At 70.6% G+C, this 14,025-nt stretch carries 10 protein-coding genes and 1 pseudogene; 3 read left to right on the top strand and 8 right to left on the bottom strand.

All coding sequences use genetic code 11. The features are described from left to right. The first annotated feature begins 1 nt into the window (after window position 1). Together IC63_RS09450 and IC63_RS09455 are read left to right on the top strand one after the other, a co-directional pair. A complete protein-coding gene (locus IC63_RS09450; protein ID WP_036719511.1) occupies window positions 2-835 on the top strand; it encodes a glycosyl transferase in 834 nt (277 codons plus the stop codon). Beyond that, window positions 832-1,644 (top strand): NAD-dependent epimerase/dehydratase family protein, encoded by an 813-nt coding sequence (locus IC63_RS09455; RefSeq protein ID WP_036719484.1) that lies wholly within the window; start codon window positions 832-834, stop codon window positions 1,642-1,644. The genes IC63_RS09450 and IC63_RS09455 overlap by 4 nt, the downstream gene beginning before the upstream one ends. A gap of 6 nt (window positions 1,645-1,650) precedes the next feature. Here the strand turns inward: IC63_RS09455 and IC63_RS09460 are convergent, their stop codons facing one another. From IC63_RS09460 to IC63_RS09495, 8 genes are all read right to left on the bottom strand, one after another. Beyond that, complete coding sequence (locus tag IC63_RS09460) at window positions 1,651-4,722, bottom strand: efflux RND transporter permease subunit (protein ID WP_408633552.1); 3,072 nt, start codon at window positions 4,720-4,722, stop codon at window positions 1,651-1,653. Further along, a complete protein-coding gene (locus IC63_RS09465; protein WP_036719489.1) occupies window positions 4,719-5,846 on the bottom strand; it encodes an efflux RND transporter periplasmic adaptor subunit in 1,128 nt (375 codons plus the stop codon). Before IC63_RS09465 ends, IC63_RS09460 begins: the two co-directional genes overlap by 4 nt. Beyond that, a complete protein-coding gene (locus tag IC63_RS09470) occupies window positions 5,843-6,940 on the bottom strand; it encodes an efflux RND transporter periplasmic adaptor subunit (protein WP_052042074.1) in 1,098 nt (365 codons plus the stop codon). The genes IC63_RS09465 and IC63_RS09470 overlap by 4 nt, the downstream gene beginning before the upstream one ends. 112 nt (window positions 6,941-7,052) lie before the next feature. Next, window positions 7,053-8,240 (bottom strand): kynureninase, encoded by a 1,188-nt coding sequence (gene kynU / locus IC63_RS09475; protein ID WP_036719490.1) that lies wholly within the window; start codon window positions 8,238-8,240, stop codon window positions 7,053-7,055. A 13-nt stretch (window positions 8,241-8,253) separates the two neighbouring features. Continuing rightward, the gene (locus IC63_RS09480) at window positions 8,254-9,837 is read right to left on the bottom strand and encodes a Na+/H+ antiporter (protein ID WP_036719493.1); all 1,584 of its coding nucleotides are present in this window, start codon (window positions 9,835-9,837) and stop codon (window positions 8,254-8,256) included. 73 nt (window positions 9,838-9,910) lie between these two features. After that, window positions 9,911-12,178: a glycine--tRNA ligase subunit beta gene (gene glyS / locus IC63_RS09485; protein ID WP_036719516.1), complete on the bottom strand. Its 2,268-nt coding sequence runs from the start codon at window positions 12,176-12,178 to the stop codon at window positions 9,911-9,913. Further along, window positions 12,175-12,657, bottom strand: coding sequence for a DUF6446 family protein (locus IC63_RS09490; protein WP_036719496.1), 483 nt, complete (start codon window positions 12,655-12,657; stop codon window positions 12,175-12,177). The genes glyS and IC63_RS09490 overlap by 4 nt, the downstream gene beginning before the upstream one ends. Then, window positions 12,654-13,607, bottom strand: a complete 954-nt coding sequence (locus IC63_RS09495; protein ID WP_036719498.1) for a glycine--tRNA ligase subunit alpha — start codon at window positions 13,605-13,607, stop codon at window positions 12,654-12,656. Before IC63_RS09495 ends, IC63_RS09490 begins: the two co-directional genes overlap by 4 nt. 103 nt (window positions 13,608-13,710) lie before the next feature. On the opposite strand from IC63_RS09495, the pseudogene IC63_RS09500 reads away from it, so the two are divergent. Further along, window positions 13,711-14,025: pseudogene (locus IC63_RS09500) on the top strand (peptidoglycan-binding domain-containing protein); the annotation flags it as partial.

Below are 14,025 nucleotides of genomic sequence, written 5' to 3' on the forward strand. Positions count from 1 at the left end.
GCTGCCCGAGGGGCTGGCGGCGGATCGCCCGGCGCGGTCGGACCGCGCCTTCGTCACGCTGGTGACGAATGACGACTTTGCGCTGGGCGCGCGGGCGCTGCTGCGGTCCTTGCGGCTGAACGCCGGGTCCGACGCCGATCTGTGCGTGATGCATACCGGCGGCGTGTCCGAGGCGGCGCTGGCGCCGTTGCGGGACCGCGCGCGGCTGGTGCGGATCGGGCTGCTGCCGACCTCGGACGACTTCAACGCCGCCCATGCGCGCGACCGGCTGCACGGGCTCGCGCCCTTCACCAGGGGCGAAAAGCCCGTCTTCCACACGCCCTTGGACAACTTCGCCAAGCTGCGGCTGTGGCAGCTGGATTATGATCGGGTGGTGTTCCTGGACGCCGACACGCTGGTCCTGCGACCGATCGGGCGGCTGTTCGATTACCCCGAATTCTGCGCCGCGCCGAATGTCTATGAGGGGCTCGGCGATTTCCACCGCATGAACTCGGGCGTGTTCACGGCCCGGCCGGACCCCGAGACCTTCGCCGCGATGCTGGCCCGCCTGAACGTGCCGGGGGCGTTCTGGCGGCGGACCGACCAGACCTTCCTGCAGGACTATTTTCCCGACTGGCACGGGCTGCCGGTGTTCGACAACATGCTGCAATATGTGTGGTTCAACCTGCCCGAATTGTGGCGCTGGGCTGACATCCGGGTGCTGCATTTCCAGTATGAGAAGCCGTGGCAGGACCACGCAAAGGCCGACCGCCTGCGGCCGCTGATCGAGCTGTGGCGCGCCTATGCGGGCGAGGGCGAGGTGCCCGACAGCCGCAGCCTGCCCGACCCCGCATGAGGATTGCCGTCACCGGCGCCTCGGGGCTGGTCGGGCGCTTTCTCACCCGCGGCCTGACGGTGGCGGGGCATGAGGTCCACACGCTGCCCGGCTGGCGGCTCGGCCGGCCCGCGCCACTAACGGGCTGCGCGGCGCTGGTCCACGCCGCCTTCGCCCATGTCCCCGGCAAGTATCGGGGCGGCGAGGGGGACGACCCTGCGGGCTTCCTCGCGCTGAACGGAGACGGCGCGCGGCGGCTGTTCGATGACGCACAGCGGGCCGGGGTGGGGCGGGTGGTGTTCCTGTCCTCGCGCGCCGTGTATGACGCGCTGCCCGCCGGAACGCCGCTGCCCGACGGGACCGAGGCGGCGCCGGAGAGTCTCTATGGCCGGGTGAAGGCCGAGGCCGAGGCCGAGTTGACGGCCCGCATTGCGACGGGTCTCAGCGGCGCCAGCATCCGCGCGACCGGCATCTATGGCCCCGGCCCGGATCACAAGTGGCAGAGCCTGTTCACGGACTACCTTTCCGGCCGGCCCGTCGCGCCGCGCCGGTCAACGGAACTGCATGGCGACGATCTGACCGCCGCCGTCCTGCTGCTGCTGGCGTCGCGCGAGACGGGCAGCTTCAACGCCTCGGACCTGCTGCTGGACCGCCACGACCTGCTGGCCGAGGTCGCGCGGCTGACCGGCTGCCCGTACGCGCCACCGCCGCGGTCCGACGCCAAGGTCTCGGTGATGACCTGCGAACGCCTGACCGCCTTGGGCTGGCGCCCCGGCGGCTGGGACGCGCTGAGCGCCAGCCTGCCGCAGATGCTCTCGGGCGGGGCCTGACCCGCTTCAGGCGTGCTCGGCCGCCGGTGGCGGCTCGCGCCGCACCCCGAAGACCACGCAATACAGCGCCGGCACGAACAGCAGCGTGATCAGCGTCCCGGCGATGATCCCCCCCATCATCGCAAACGCCATCGGCCCCCAGAAGACCTGGCGCGAGATCGGGATCAACGCAAGGCTCGCCGCCGCGGCGGTCAGCAGGATCGGCCGGGCGCGGCTGTCGGTCGCCGCGAACACGGCGTCCCATTTCGACCGGCCCTGCGCGCGCAGCGATTCGATCTCGTGCACCAGGATGATCGAGTTGCGGATCAGGATCCCGATCAGCGCCAGGATCCCCAGGATCGCCACGAAGCCCATCGGCACGCCGAACGGCACCAGCGCCGCGACAACCCCGATCAGGCCCAAGGGCGCCGCGGCAAAGACGATCAGCGACAGCCGGAAGCTCTGCATCTGGATCATCACCAGCGTCGCCATGATCAGCAGCATGATCGGCACCACCGCGGCGATCGGCGCCTGGCTTTCGGCCGAGCTTTCCACCGTCCCGCCGACCACGATGTCGACCGAGGGCGGCAGGCTCGCCGCATAGTCCGCCACCCGCGCCGCCAGCGCCGTCACCAGCGTCGCCGGCTGGTCCTTGGTGGCGACGGCGGCCTTGACCGTGACCGTGGGCACCCCGTCGCGCTGCATGATCAGCGGCTGCTCGGTCGCATAGCTCAGCCGCGCCAGCGAGGCGAGCGGGATCGGCGTCCCGGTCGAGGTGGACAGCTCCAGGTTCTGGATCGATTCCAGCGAGCGCCGGTCCTCGTCGTTGCCGCGTGCCACCACGTCGATCAGGAAGATGCCGTCGCGCAGCTGGGTCACCATCTTGCCCGAATACAGCGCCGCCAGCGCCCCCGAGATCTGGGTCGAGGACAGGCCCAGCTGGCGGGCGCGGTCCTGGTCGACCTCGACCCGGACCACGCGCGCGGGCTCGTTCCAGTCCAGCGCGATGTCGCGCAGCCGTGGCTCGGTGGCAATCACCGCAGCCAGCCCGCGGGCCGCGTCGCGCGCCTCGTCGGGGTCCGGAGAGCTGACCCGGTATTGCACCGGCTTGCCGACCGGTGGCCCGATTTCCAGGTTCTTCACATAGACGTCGGTGCCGACCATCTCGGCCGCGGCATAGGCGCTCAGCCTGGCCTTCAGCGCGTCGCGGGCGGCCAGGTCCGCAGTCTGGATCACGATTTGCCCCATGAACGGCCCCGGCGTCGGCACGTCCATCGCCAGCACGAAGCGCGGCGCGCCCTGGCCGACATAGCTGGTCCAGAACTTCGCCTCGGGCTGGTCCCTGAGGAACGCGTCCAGCTGCGCGACCGAGGCATCGGTGCGCGCGATCGAGGCGTTGTGGCGTTCGGTGATGTCGATCAGCACCTCGGTCCGGTCCGAGGCCGGGAAGAACTGCTGTTCGACGAAGCGCATCCCCCAGACCGAGCCGACGAAGATCGCGAAGGTGGCGATCACGGTCAGCCAGCGGAACCGCATGGCAAGGCGCAGCAGGGCGTGGAACGTCCGCCGCAGCAGCCCGGCGCGCTGGCTGTGATGGGCCATCTGCCGGGGCAGGAAGGTCACCCCCAGCAGCGGCGCGAACAGCACCGCCACGATCCATGAAATCACCAGCGACACCGCGATGACCACGAACAGCGAAAAGGTGAACTCGCCCGCGGCCGAGTTGTTCAGCCCGATCGGGATGAAGCCCGCCACCGTGACCAGCGTGCCCGACAGCATCGGGAAGGCGATCGAGGTCCACGCATAGCTGGCCGCCTCGGTCACGCTTTCGCCCAGCTCCACCCGCGAGATCATCGTCTCGATGGCGATCATCGCGTCGTCGACCAGCAGCCCCAGCGCGATGATGAGCGCGCCCAGAGAGATCCGCTGCAGGGTGATCCCGTAGAGGTCGAGGATGACGAAGGTGATCGCCAGCACCAGCGGGATGGTCAGCGTCACCACGAAGCCGGCCCGGAACCCCAGGCTCAGGAAGCTGACGATCAGCACGATCCCCACCGCCTCGGCCAGCGCCTGCACGAAATGGCCGACGGCTTCCTCGACCACGTGCGGCTGGTCGGCGAACTTGTGCATCTCGATGCCGATCGGCAGGTCGGCGGCGATGTCGTCCATCATCGCGTCCAGCTGCGCGCCGTAGGTCTGGATGTTCTCGCCCTGCCGCATCGCGACCTCGAGCCCGATCGCCTCCTGCCCCTTGTAGCGGAACAGCGCCTGCGGCGGGTCGGCGTAACCGCGGCGCACCGTGGCGACGTCGCCGAGGTTGAAGAACCTGTCCCCGATCCGCAGGTTGACGGCGGCGATCGAGGCGGCGGTCTCGAACTGGCCGCCGACCCGGACCAGCACCTGTTCGGGGCCGGCCTGGATCACGCCCGACTGGGCGATGGCGTTCTGCGCCGCCAGCGTCTGCACCACCTGGTCCTGGTTCAGCCCCAGCGCCGCCAGCCGCGAGTTCGAGAATTCCAGGAAGATCTGTTCCTCGCGCACCCCCAGCAGCGAGGTCTTGCCGGCGGCGGGCAGGCCCTGCACCTGCTTGCGGATCTCCTCGACCCGGTCGCGCATCTCGCGCCGGGTAAAGCCGTCCGAGGTGAAGGCATAGATGTTGCCGAACACGTCCCCGAAATTGTCGTTGAACTGGAAGCCCGCGAACTCGGCCGGGAATTCCGGGCGCAGGTCGCCCATCATGTTGCGCACCCGCTGCCAGGTCCGGGCGACGTCGTCGCCGCGCACCGTGGGCAGCAGCTCGACATAGACGATGGCCTGGCCTGGCATGGTGACGGAACGGGTGAAGTCCAGCTCGTCCAGCTCTTCCAGCTTTGTCTCGATGCGGTCGGTGACCTGGTCCAGCGTCTCGGCGATGGTGGCGCCGGGCATGGCGGCGGAAATCACCATGACCTTGATGGTGAAGTTCGGGTCTTCCTCGCGCCCCAGCCCGCGATACGAGATCAGCCCCGCGACCATCGACACGATCAGCAGGAACCACACCAGCGAGCGGTGGTGCAGTGCCCAGTCGGACAGGTTGAAGCCGCGGCGGCGTCTCATCATGGTGCGACTCTCCGGCCAACGGCCTGTCCATCGGTCAGGGAATTGACGCCGCGCGTCACGATCTCGGCGCCGGGGTCCAGCCCCGCGGTGACCGTGACGCGGCCGCCCGCGGCATCGCCCAGCGTGACCGGATGCCGGGCGACGGTGGCGGTGTCGCCCGCGCGGGTGACGATCCAGACCGAGGCCGCGCCGCCCGCGTCGCGCAGGACGGCGGCTTCGGGGACGGTCAGCACCGTGGTTTCGCCGCCCTCGGGCCGGGCGCGGATCAGGCTGCCCAGCCGAAAGCCCGAGGTGTCGGCGAGGTTGATATAGACCCGGCGGGTCCGGGTCTGGGCATCGGCCACCGGCGCGATCCGGTCCACGGTCCCGCGGACGGGCTGGGCGCCGTCGCCCTCGCGCCAGATCAGATAGGGGGTGCCGGGCTCGATCCCGGCCAGCTGGGCCTCGGTCAGGTCGATGGCGGCCTCGACCTTGTCTTCGGACGACACGGTCAGGATCGGATCGCCCGCCGCCACGACGGCGCCGGGGGTGGCGGTCACGGCGCTGATGACTCCGTCCATCGGCGCGGTCATCACCGCAAAGCCTTCGGCGTCGCGGGCCCGTTCCAGTTCGGCCTGCGCCTGCCGCACCGCCGACTGCGCCGCGGCCAGGCCCTGTTCGGCCTGTTCCAGTTGGGCGCGCGAGGCGACGTTGCGGCTGGCCAGCGACCGGGCGCGGCTTTCGGTGTTGGTGGCGGTGGTCAGGTTGACCTCGGCCGCGGTCAGCGCGGCCTCGGCGGCGCGCACGGTGCCGGTCAGATCGTCGGGATCCAGACGGGCCAGCAGCTGGCCCTGCGTGACCCGGTCGCCCACGTCCACCGGCCGCTCGATCATCCGGCCGAGGGTCTGGAACGCCATCTGCACCTCGGTCCGGGCGGCGATGACGCCGGGGATGCTGCGCGCCTGGGCGGAGGTGTCGGCGACGATCTCGGTGACCACCGGGCGGGGCGGAGCAGGCGGCGGGGCCTCGTCCTTGCCGCCGAGGAACGGCAGGGTGAAGGCCGCGGCGGGCTGGGCCATGGGGGCCAGGGCGCCCGCTGCCAGCAGCAGCGACAGCATCAGGTGGCGCAGTATCGGTCGCATCATGGCCGGGGCTTCCCTTCGGTGACCGACCGGCCCGGATACATCAGTTGCGACCCTTCCCCGACCACGGTATCGCCCGGCGCGACGCCGGATTTCAGCACCACCCGGCCGGTGTGGAAGCGTTCGACCTCGACCGGGGCGATGATGACCGTGCGGTCCGGCCCGATCCGCCACACCGCGGGCGCGGCGCCCGAGGCGGTCAGCGCCGTCCACGGCACCTCGATGCCGGTGCCGGCCGGCAGGTGCACGGTGGCGACCACGGCGGCGCCCAGCAGGCTGGTGTCCAGGTCGCCCTCGATCGCGGCGCGGATGGTGACCGACCCGGTCGCCGGGTCGACCAGCGGCGCGATCTCGGTCACCTTGCCGGTCAGCTGCATCTCCGGCCGGTCCAGGGGGCGCAGGCTGACCGAGGCGCCCTGCGCGCTGTCCAGTTGCGGGCGGTCGGGGACCTGGATCACCGCCTCCAGCCCCGACAGCGTGGCCAGCCGCAGCACCGGCTGCGCGGCGCCGACGACCTGCCCCGGCTCGGCCGAGCGGCTGGTGACCACGGCATCGGCGGGGGCGGTCAGGACCGTGTCCTCGGCCGCGTTGCGGGCCTGCGCGGCGGCGGTGCGGGCGCGCTGCAGCTCACCCTCGGCGGCCGACAGGGCCTGCTGGGCGCTGTCCCGGGCGGCGCGGGTGCCGACGCCGCGGCGCAGCATCTCGGCGGCGCGAGTGGCGGCCTGACGGGCCTGCTGTTCGGCGGCCTCGGCGGCGGCGACCCCGGCGTCGGCCTGGGCCAGCGCCTGCTGCTGCTGGACGCCGTCGGTGCGGGCCAGCTCTTGCCCGGCGGTGACGCGATCGCCGGCCTCGACGGTGATCTCGGCGATGCGGCCGCCCTGCGGAAAGGACAGGTCGATGCTGTCGCGCGCGGCGATGGTGCCGGTCAGGTTCACGTCGAACACCAGCGGGCGTTCCTGCACCTGCACGAATTCGACGGCAACCGCGTCCGTCGCCGGGGCCGGCTGACCCGCGGGCGCTTCACCGGGGGCGGGCGCCGCGGTCTGGGCCGCCGCGGGCAGGGCGAACGCGAAAAGCAGGGGGAAAAGGGAACGCACCGGACAGCTCAACGGGGGAAAGATCGGTCGAGCCTCATATAACCGCAGCGGATGGGGGAAGGAAACCCCCGCCAAGCCGCTTTTCGCCTGACGTCGCGGCTGGTGTACCGGCCTAGGTGACTGCGGCGCGCCGGTGATAATCCGGCCGGTCCCAGGCCCCGGCGGCGAGGATATCGGCCAGCGCGGCCACGGCGCGCTCCACGTCGCCCAAGTCGTTATACAGCGGCGCAAAGCCGAAGCGCAGCACGTCCGGGGCGCGGAAATCCCCGATCACCCCGCGCGCGATCAGCGCCTGCATGACCGCGTAGGCCTGCGGATGGCGAAAGCCCACCTGGCTGCCGCGCATGGCGGGATCGCGCGGGGAATGCAGCGTCACGCCGGGGCAGGCGGCCTCGACGCCCTCGATGAACGCCTCGGTCAACTCGACCGACCGGGCGCGCAGATCGGCCATGCCGACGCCGTCCCACACGTCCAGCGCCGCATCCAGCGCCGCCAGCGCGATGACCGGCGGGGTGCCGACGCGCATCCGCTCGATCCCCGCCGCCGGGGCATAGCCAAGGTCGAAGGCGAAGGGCGCTGCGTGGCCCATCCAGCCCTGCAGGCAGGGCGCTGCTGCCTCGGCATGGCGCGGGTGGACCCAGATGAAGGCCGGGGCGCCGGGCCCGCCGTTCAGATACTTGTAGGTGCAGCCGACCGCGAAATCGGCGTCCGCCCCCAGCGGCTCCACGTCGATGGCGCCGGCCGAATGCGCCAGGTCCCAGACCGTCAGTGCCCCCGCCGCATGCGCCTGCGCGGTCAGCGCGGCCATGTCGTGGCGGCGGCCGGTGCGGTAATCGACCTCGGTCAGCATCAGCACGGCAAGGTCGGGGGTGATCGCCGCCGCGACCTCCTCGGGTGCGACGACGCGCAGTTCGGCCCCCATCACCCGCGCCAGCCCCTGCGCGACATACAGGTCCGAGGGGAAATTGCCGTCGTCCGACAGGATCACCCGGCGCGAGGGGTTCAGCGCCAGCGCGGCCGACAGCGCCTGAAAGACCTTGATCGACAGCGTGTCGCCGATCACCACCTGCCCCTCGCCGGCGCCGATCAGCCGCGCGATCCGGTCACCGACACGGCGCGGCTGCACGTACCACCCGGCGCGGTTCCAGCCGGTGATGAGCATGTCCGCCCATTCGTCGCGCATCATCGCGGCCACCCGATCGGCGGCGTGGGTCGGCATCGGGCCCAGCGAGTTGCCGTCCAGATAGGTGATGCCCTCGGGCAGGTGGAAGGCGGAGCGCGTGCTGGCAAAGTCGGTCATCCGGGCCGTCCTCTCAGGTTTCCAGCATGAACTGCAGGCCCATTTCCTCGACATCCAGATCGCGTTCCAGATTGTGCAGGACCTCGTCCTCGATCAGCCCGGCGCGGTGGATGCGGATCAGTTCGGCGCGGGCGACCTCGATGCTGGCCTGCAACAGCGCGAAATGCGACTCCATCCGCGGATAAGAGGCCTGGGCGTCCTCGGCGAACCGTTCCGTCGAGCGCAGCCGCTGGCGCGACTGCTCCAGCAGCTGCGGGTGGATCACCGTGCCGTCGGGGCCGACCGCGTGGCGTTCAACAAGGGCGTTTCGGACCCGCGCCATCGCCGCCTCGGCCTGATACAGGCTGAGCTTGGCGGGCGGGTCCAGGTCGCGGGGCCGCACGAGGCCGATCAGCGCGCCCAGGGTGGTCCCCTGCACGACGACGGTGGCAAAGATCACCGCAAAGGCCGTGACCAGCATCAGGTCGCGGCCCGGCATCTGGGCTGGCAGGCTCAGCGCGACGGCCAGCGTCACCACCCCGCGCATCCCGGCCCAGCCGAGGATCACGCCCTGCCGCAGGCCCAGCGGCCGCGCCCGGCGCAGGCCCAGGCGCTGCAGCAGCGCGAGGATGGCGTCGGACCCCAATATCCACGCGAAGCGCGCCACGATCACCGCCAGCACCACCCCCATGACCGGCACCGCCATGGTCTGCGCGACCGCGCCGATCCCGCCCAGCCGGTCCAGCACGCCACGCAGCGAAAAGCCGATCAGGATGAACACCAGCGCTTCCAGCACGAAGACCAGCGTCCCGCCCACCGCCCCGGCGCGCAGCCGCACGCCGGCGGGAAAGATGACGTGCTGGTACCAGCCGAGGATCAGCCCGGCGATCACCGTGGCGATCACGCCCGAGACGTGCAGCGCCTCGCCGGCCAGGTAGGACGCCCAGGACAGCATCAGCGTGGCGGCGAGGATCAGCATCGGGTCGTCCATCTGCCGCACGATCAGGATCCAGACCCCGCCCGCGACCAGCCCGACCAGCGCCCCGCCCAGCGCCAACACCAGGAAGCTTTGCGCCGCATCGCCTGCGTCGAACACCCCGCTGAGCGTCGCCGCCACCGCAAAGCGGAACAGCACCAGCCCGGTGGCGTCGTTCAGAAGGCTCTCGCCTTCCAGCATCGCCCGCAGGCGCCGGGGCAGCCGGACGTGCTGCAGCACCGCGCGGGCCGAGACCGCGTCGGGCGGCGAGACGATGGCGCCCAGCGCAAAGCACGCGGCCCAGGGCAGCGCCGGCACCAGCCAGTGCGCGACGACGCCGACGACCAGCGTGGTGAACACCACTGCGCCCACGGCCAGCGACAGGATGCCCGGCAGGTGCCGCCGGAACCGGCCCAGGGCGGTGAAATAGGCGCCGTCCATGAGCAGCGGCGGCAGGAAGAACGCCAGCGCCAGTTCCGGGTCGAGTTCGACATGCGGCAGGCCGGGCACGAAGGCGAGCCCGCCGCCGCCGACCAGCAGCGCGGCCGAGGGCGGCAGCCGCAGCCGCTGCGCCAGCCAGGACAGCCCGATGACGATGGCCAGCAGGACGAGGACGAGTTCGAAGGTCTCGACGGCGTGCATGGGCGGCTCCGCGCTGAACGGCAAGGGGGGGAGAGTGCCTGTGCCCGCCCGCCGCCGCAAACGGGGGGAAGGGTTAGCCCTCGATGCGGCCGAAATCGGCGACCAGCCGGCCGGCCTCGCGGATGCGGGACAGCAGGTTCAGGCGGTTGCGGCGCAGGATCGGGTTGTCGCTGTTGACCTGCACCGCCTCGAAGAACGCATCGACCGGCGCGCGCAGCGCGGCAATGGCGGTCATCGCGGCGGGGAAGTCCTCGGCCGCGACCGCCGAGCGGATGCGCGGCTCGGCGGCGTCGAGCGCAGCGAAGAGCGCGCGTTCCGCGTCGGTGTCGGCGAATTTCGGATCAGCGCCAAAGGAGTATTCGACGCCATCCGCGGCCTCGGCCTGGGCGAGGATGTTCGCGGCGCGCTTGAGCCCCTGCAGCAGGTTCGGCCCGTCCGCGGTCATCAGCATGTCGTTCAGCGCCGTGGTGCGGGCGACGACGAGGGTGAGGTCGTCGTTGTTCTCCATGGCCAGCACGGCGTCGATCACGTCATGGCGGATGCCCTGGTCGCGGAGATGGACCTTGAGGCGGTCGTGGAGAAAGGCGAGGAGGTCGCGGGGAAGTTCGCTCAAATCCCCCGAATAATCAGCAAAAACCTCTTTCTCGCCGTCGACCCATCGCATGTGGGAAACGATCATGCCTTTTTGCGCGGCTTCCGTTGCCAGTCTCGCCGCTGCCTTCTCAATTTCCTCACGCGAGAATCCTAGCGTTTCCCCATAGTCCCAGAGTTGGTCGGCAACGCGGATATAGGTGGCCCAACTAAGCTGAGAGCTTATCCTTGCACCCGACTCCCTGATTACGTTCAACAACCCCAATCGCACCCCATTCCCCAGCACCAGCCGGATCACCCCCAGCGCCGCGCGGCGCAGCGCATAGGGGTCCTTGCTCCCGGTGGGCTTCTCGTCGATCGCCCAGAACCCAGTCAGCGTGTCCAGCTTGTCGGCCAGCGCCACCGCCACCGACACCGGCGCCGAGGGCACCGCGTCGCTCGGCCCCAGCGGCGAATAGTGGTCCCGCGCCGCGTCGGCCACTGCGGCATCCAGCCCGGCCTCCAGCGCGTAATAGCGGCCCATCGTGCCCTGCAGCTCGGGGAACTCGCCGACCATCGCGGACCGCAGGTCCAGCTTGGCGCCCTTCGCCGCCTGCTCGGCCAGCGCCGGGTCCGCGCCCACAGCCGGCGCGATCTCGCGGGCCAGCGCGGCGATGCGCTCGACCCGGTCCGCCTGCGAACCCAGCTTGGCGTGGAAGGTCACCGCCTTCAGCCCCTCGGCCCAGTCGGTCATGCCCGATTTCGCCTCGCGCAGGTCGTTCTGCCAGAAGAACGCCGCGTCCGACAGCCGGGCGGCCAGCACGCGCTGGTTGCCGGCCAGGATCGTGGCGCCGTGATCGGGCGTCTCGATGTTGGCGACGGTCACATAGCCCTCGATCCGGCCGGTCGAGGGGTTGCGGGCGGACAGGAACTTCTGGTGCTCCTTCATCGAGGTCTGCAGCACCTCGGGGGGCAGGGACAGGAAGCGGTCCTCGATCACGCCCATCAGCGGCACAGGCCATTCGACCAGCCCGGCCAGCTCGGTCATCAGCGCGTCGTCGGGCACGATCTCCCACCCGCGGGCAAAGGCGAGGTTCGCGGCCTCTTGGCGGATCGCGGCCTCGCGTTCGGCGGGGTCGAGCATGACCCGCGCGCGGCGCAGCTTGGCGGCATAGTCGTCAAAGCCGGTCACCGCGAACGCGGCGGGCGCCATGAAGCGATGGCCGCGGGTCGTGTCGCCGGCGGCGATGCCGTCCACGGTCAGCTTCACGACCTGCGCGCCGGCCTCGTCGGACAGCAGGCACAGGATGGAGTGCAGCGGGCGCACCCACCGCAGGTTCCCCGACCCCCAGCGCATCGACTTGGGCCAGAGGAAATCGCGGATCACGCGGTCCAGCACCTCGGCCACGATCTCGGCGGCCGGGCGTCCGGGCCTTTCGATGACGGCGAAATACGCCTCGCCCTTCTTCTCGGCCCGCTTTTCCAGCTGCTCCAGCGTCAGCCCGGTCGACCGCAGGAAGCCCTGCAGCGCAGCCTCGGGGGCATCGGTGCGGGGCCCCTTGCGTTCCTCGCGCACGGGCTGCGACTGAGCGTCCAGCCCCTCGACCGCCAGCGTCAGGCGGCGGGGGGTCGAGAACGCGCCGGCCGAGCGATAGGTCAGCCCGGCCTCGACCAGCCCGTCGGTCATCAGGCGACGCAGGTCCTCGCGCGCCTTCGGCTGCATCCTGGCGGGGATTTCCTCGGAAAACAGCTCGATCAGCAGGTCCATCAGTCCATCACTCCGCGTGCCGGGGTCTTGTCGTTGATCTGGTGCCAGGCAAAGGCGCGGCCGTCGGGATAGACGATCAGCACCCGGTCCACGTCCGGATGAACCTCGGACTGGCCGAGGATCGCCTTGGCATTGCCGGCCTCCAGATCGGCGGTCAGCGCCTTCGAGGAATAGCACTGGAACCAGCCCGGCCCGTTCAGCGGCGTCGCGGCGGGATATGGGGCGGCGTCGGCAACCTCGGCCGGGTCCAGCGTGAAGCAGGCGCGATAGCGGATCGGCGACGAGGTCGCGTCGATGGCCTTGAAGCCCTGGATCGCCACCGGATGGGTGGTGCCGTCCGGGCGGGTCACGACGATCTGTTGCGCGCCGGTCAGCTCGTTCACCTCTTCGTAGAAGCCATAAACCTGCAGATACCAGACGGCGAACCCGGCCAGCACGGCCACGAGCACCAGCATCGAGGCCATGATCTTGCCGGCGGTCATGCGGCGTCCCCGGTGGCAGCTTCGGTGGTGACGAACAGATCGGCGCAGCGTTTGGCCAGCGCCCGGACCCGGCCGATATAGGCCTGGCGTTCCGTCACCGAGATCACCCCGCGCGCGTCCAGCAGGTTGAAGATGTGGCTGGCCTTGATCGCCTGGTCATAGGCCGGATGCGCCATCGGGATGCGCCGCCCGGCCGCGTCGGTGTCGGCGGCGGAAAGGATGCGGTCGCATTCTGCCTCGGCGTCCTTGAAGTGCTGGAACAGCATGTCGGTGTCTGCCTGCTCGAAGTTCCAGCGCGAATATTCCCGCTCGGTCTGGCGGAAGATGTCGCCGTAGGTCAGCGGGATCGGCGCCGCGGGGTCGTTGAAGGGCATGTCCATGACGTGCTCGACCCCCAGCACATACATGGCGAGGCGTTCCAGCCCATAGGTCAGCTCGCCCGACACGGGGCGGCAGTCATGCCCGCCGACCTGCTGGAAATAGGTGAACTGGCTGACCTCCATTCCGTCGCACCAGACCTCCCACCCCAGGCCCCAGGCGCCCAGCGTGGGGCTTTCCCAGTCATCCTCGACGAAGCGCACGTCATGGACCATCGGGTCCAGCCCGATCGCCTTGAGGCTGCCCAGATACAGGTCCTGCAGGTCGGGCGGCGAGGGTTTGATGATCACCTGATACTGGTAATAGTGCTGCAGCCGGTTGGGGTTCTCGCCATAGCGCCCGTCGGTCGGGCGGCGCGAAGGCTGGACATAGGCCGCGGCCCAGGGGCGGCTGCCCAGCGACCGCAGCGTGGTCGCGGGGTGGAAGGTGCCGGCGCCGACCTCCATGTCATAGGGTTGCAGCACCGCGCAGCCGGTGGCCGCCCAATAGGATTGCAGCCGCAGGATCACGTCCTGAAAGCAGCGCGGCCTGTTGCCGGCGGGGGCGGCGGAAGGGGCGTGGGGGCTGGTCATCCGGGCATCCTTTCGCATAACTGACGCGAATGCAGGGCCGCTCATAAGTCGCGGTCCGGTGCTGGTCAATTGCTGGTCAATCAGGCCCAGGGAAGGAACCCAGATGCGAAAGCTCGCCATCCTGATCGCCGCCGCGCTGCCCGTGGCCGCGCCCGTATCCGCCCTGGCCGAGCCGGTCGTGCTGCGGATCGAGGCGAAGCGCGGACCGGAAACGCAGGCGGTGGTGGACGGCTGGGCGGCGCGGTTCGACAACGTGGTGACCTTTCCGCTGCAAGGCGGCTGGACCGGCATCGGCCTCGGCCCGATGGAGCGTGACGCCGCCGAGGCGGAGCTGGCGCGGCTGAAGGCCGCGGGCGACATTCCGGGCGACAGCTTCATCGCCCCGGCGCCGGGGGATGCGGTGGCAGCGGCCGGGCCG

The organism is Paracoccus sphaerophysae (assembly GCF_000763805.1).
Lineage (GTDB): Bacteria > Pseudomonadota > Alphaproteobacteria > Rhodobacterales > Rhodobacteraceae > Paracoccus > Paracoccus sphaerophysae.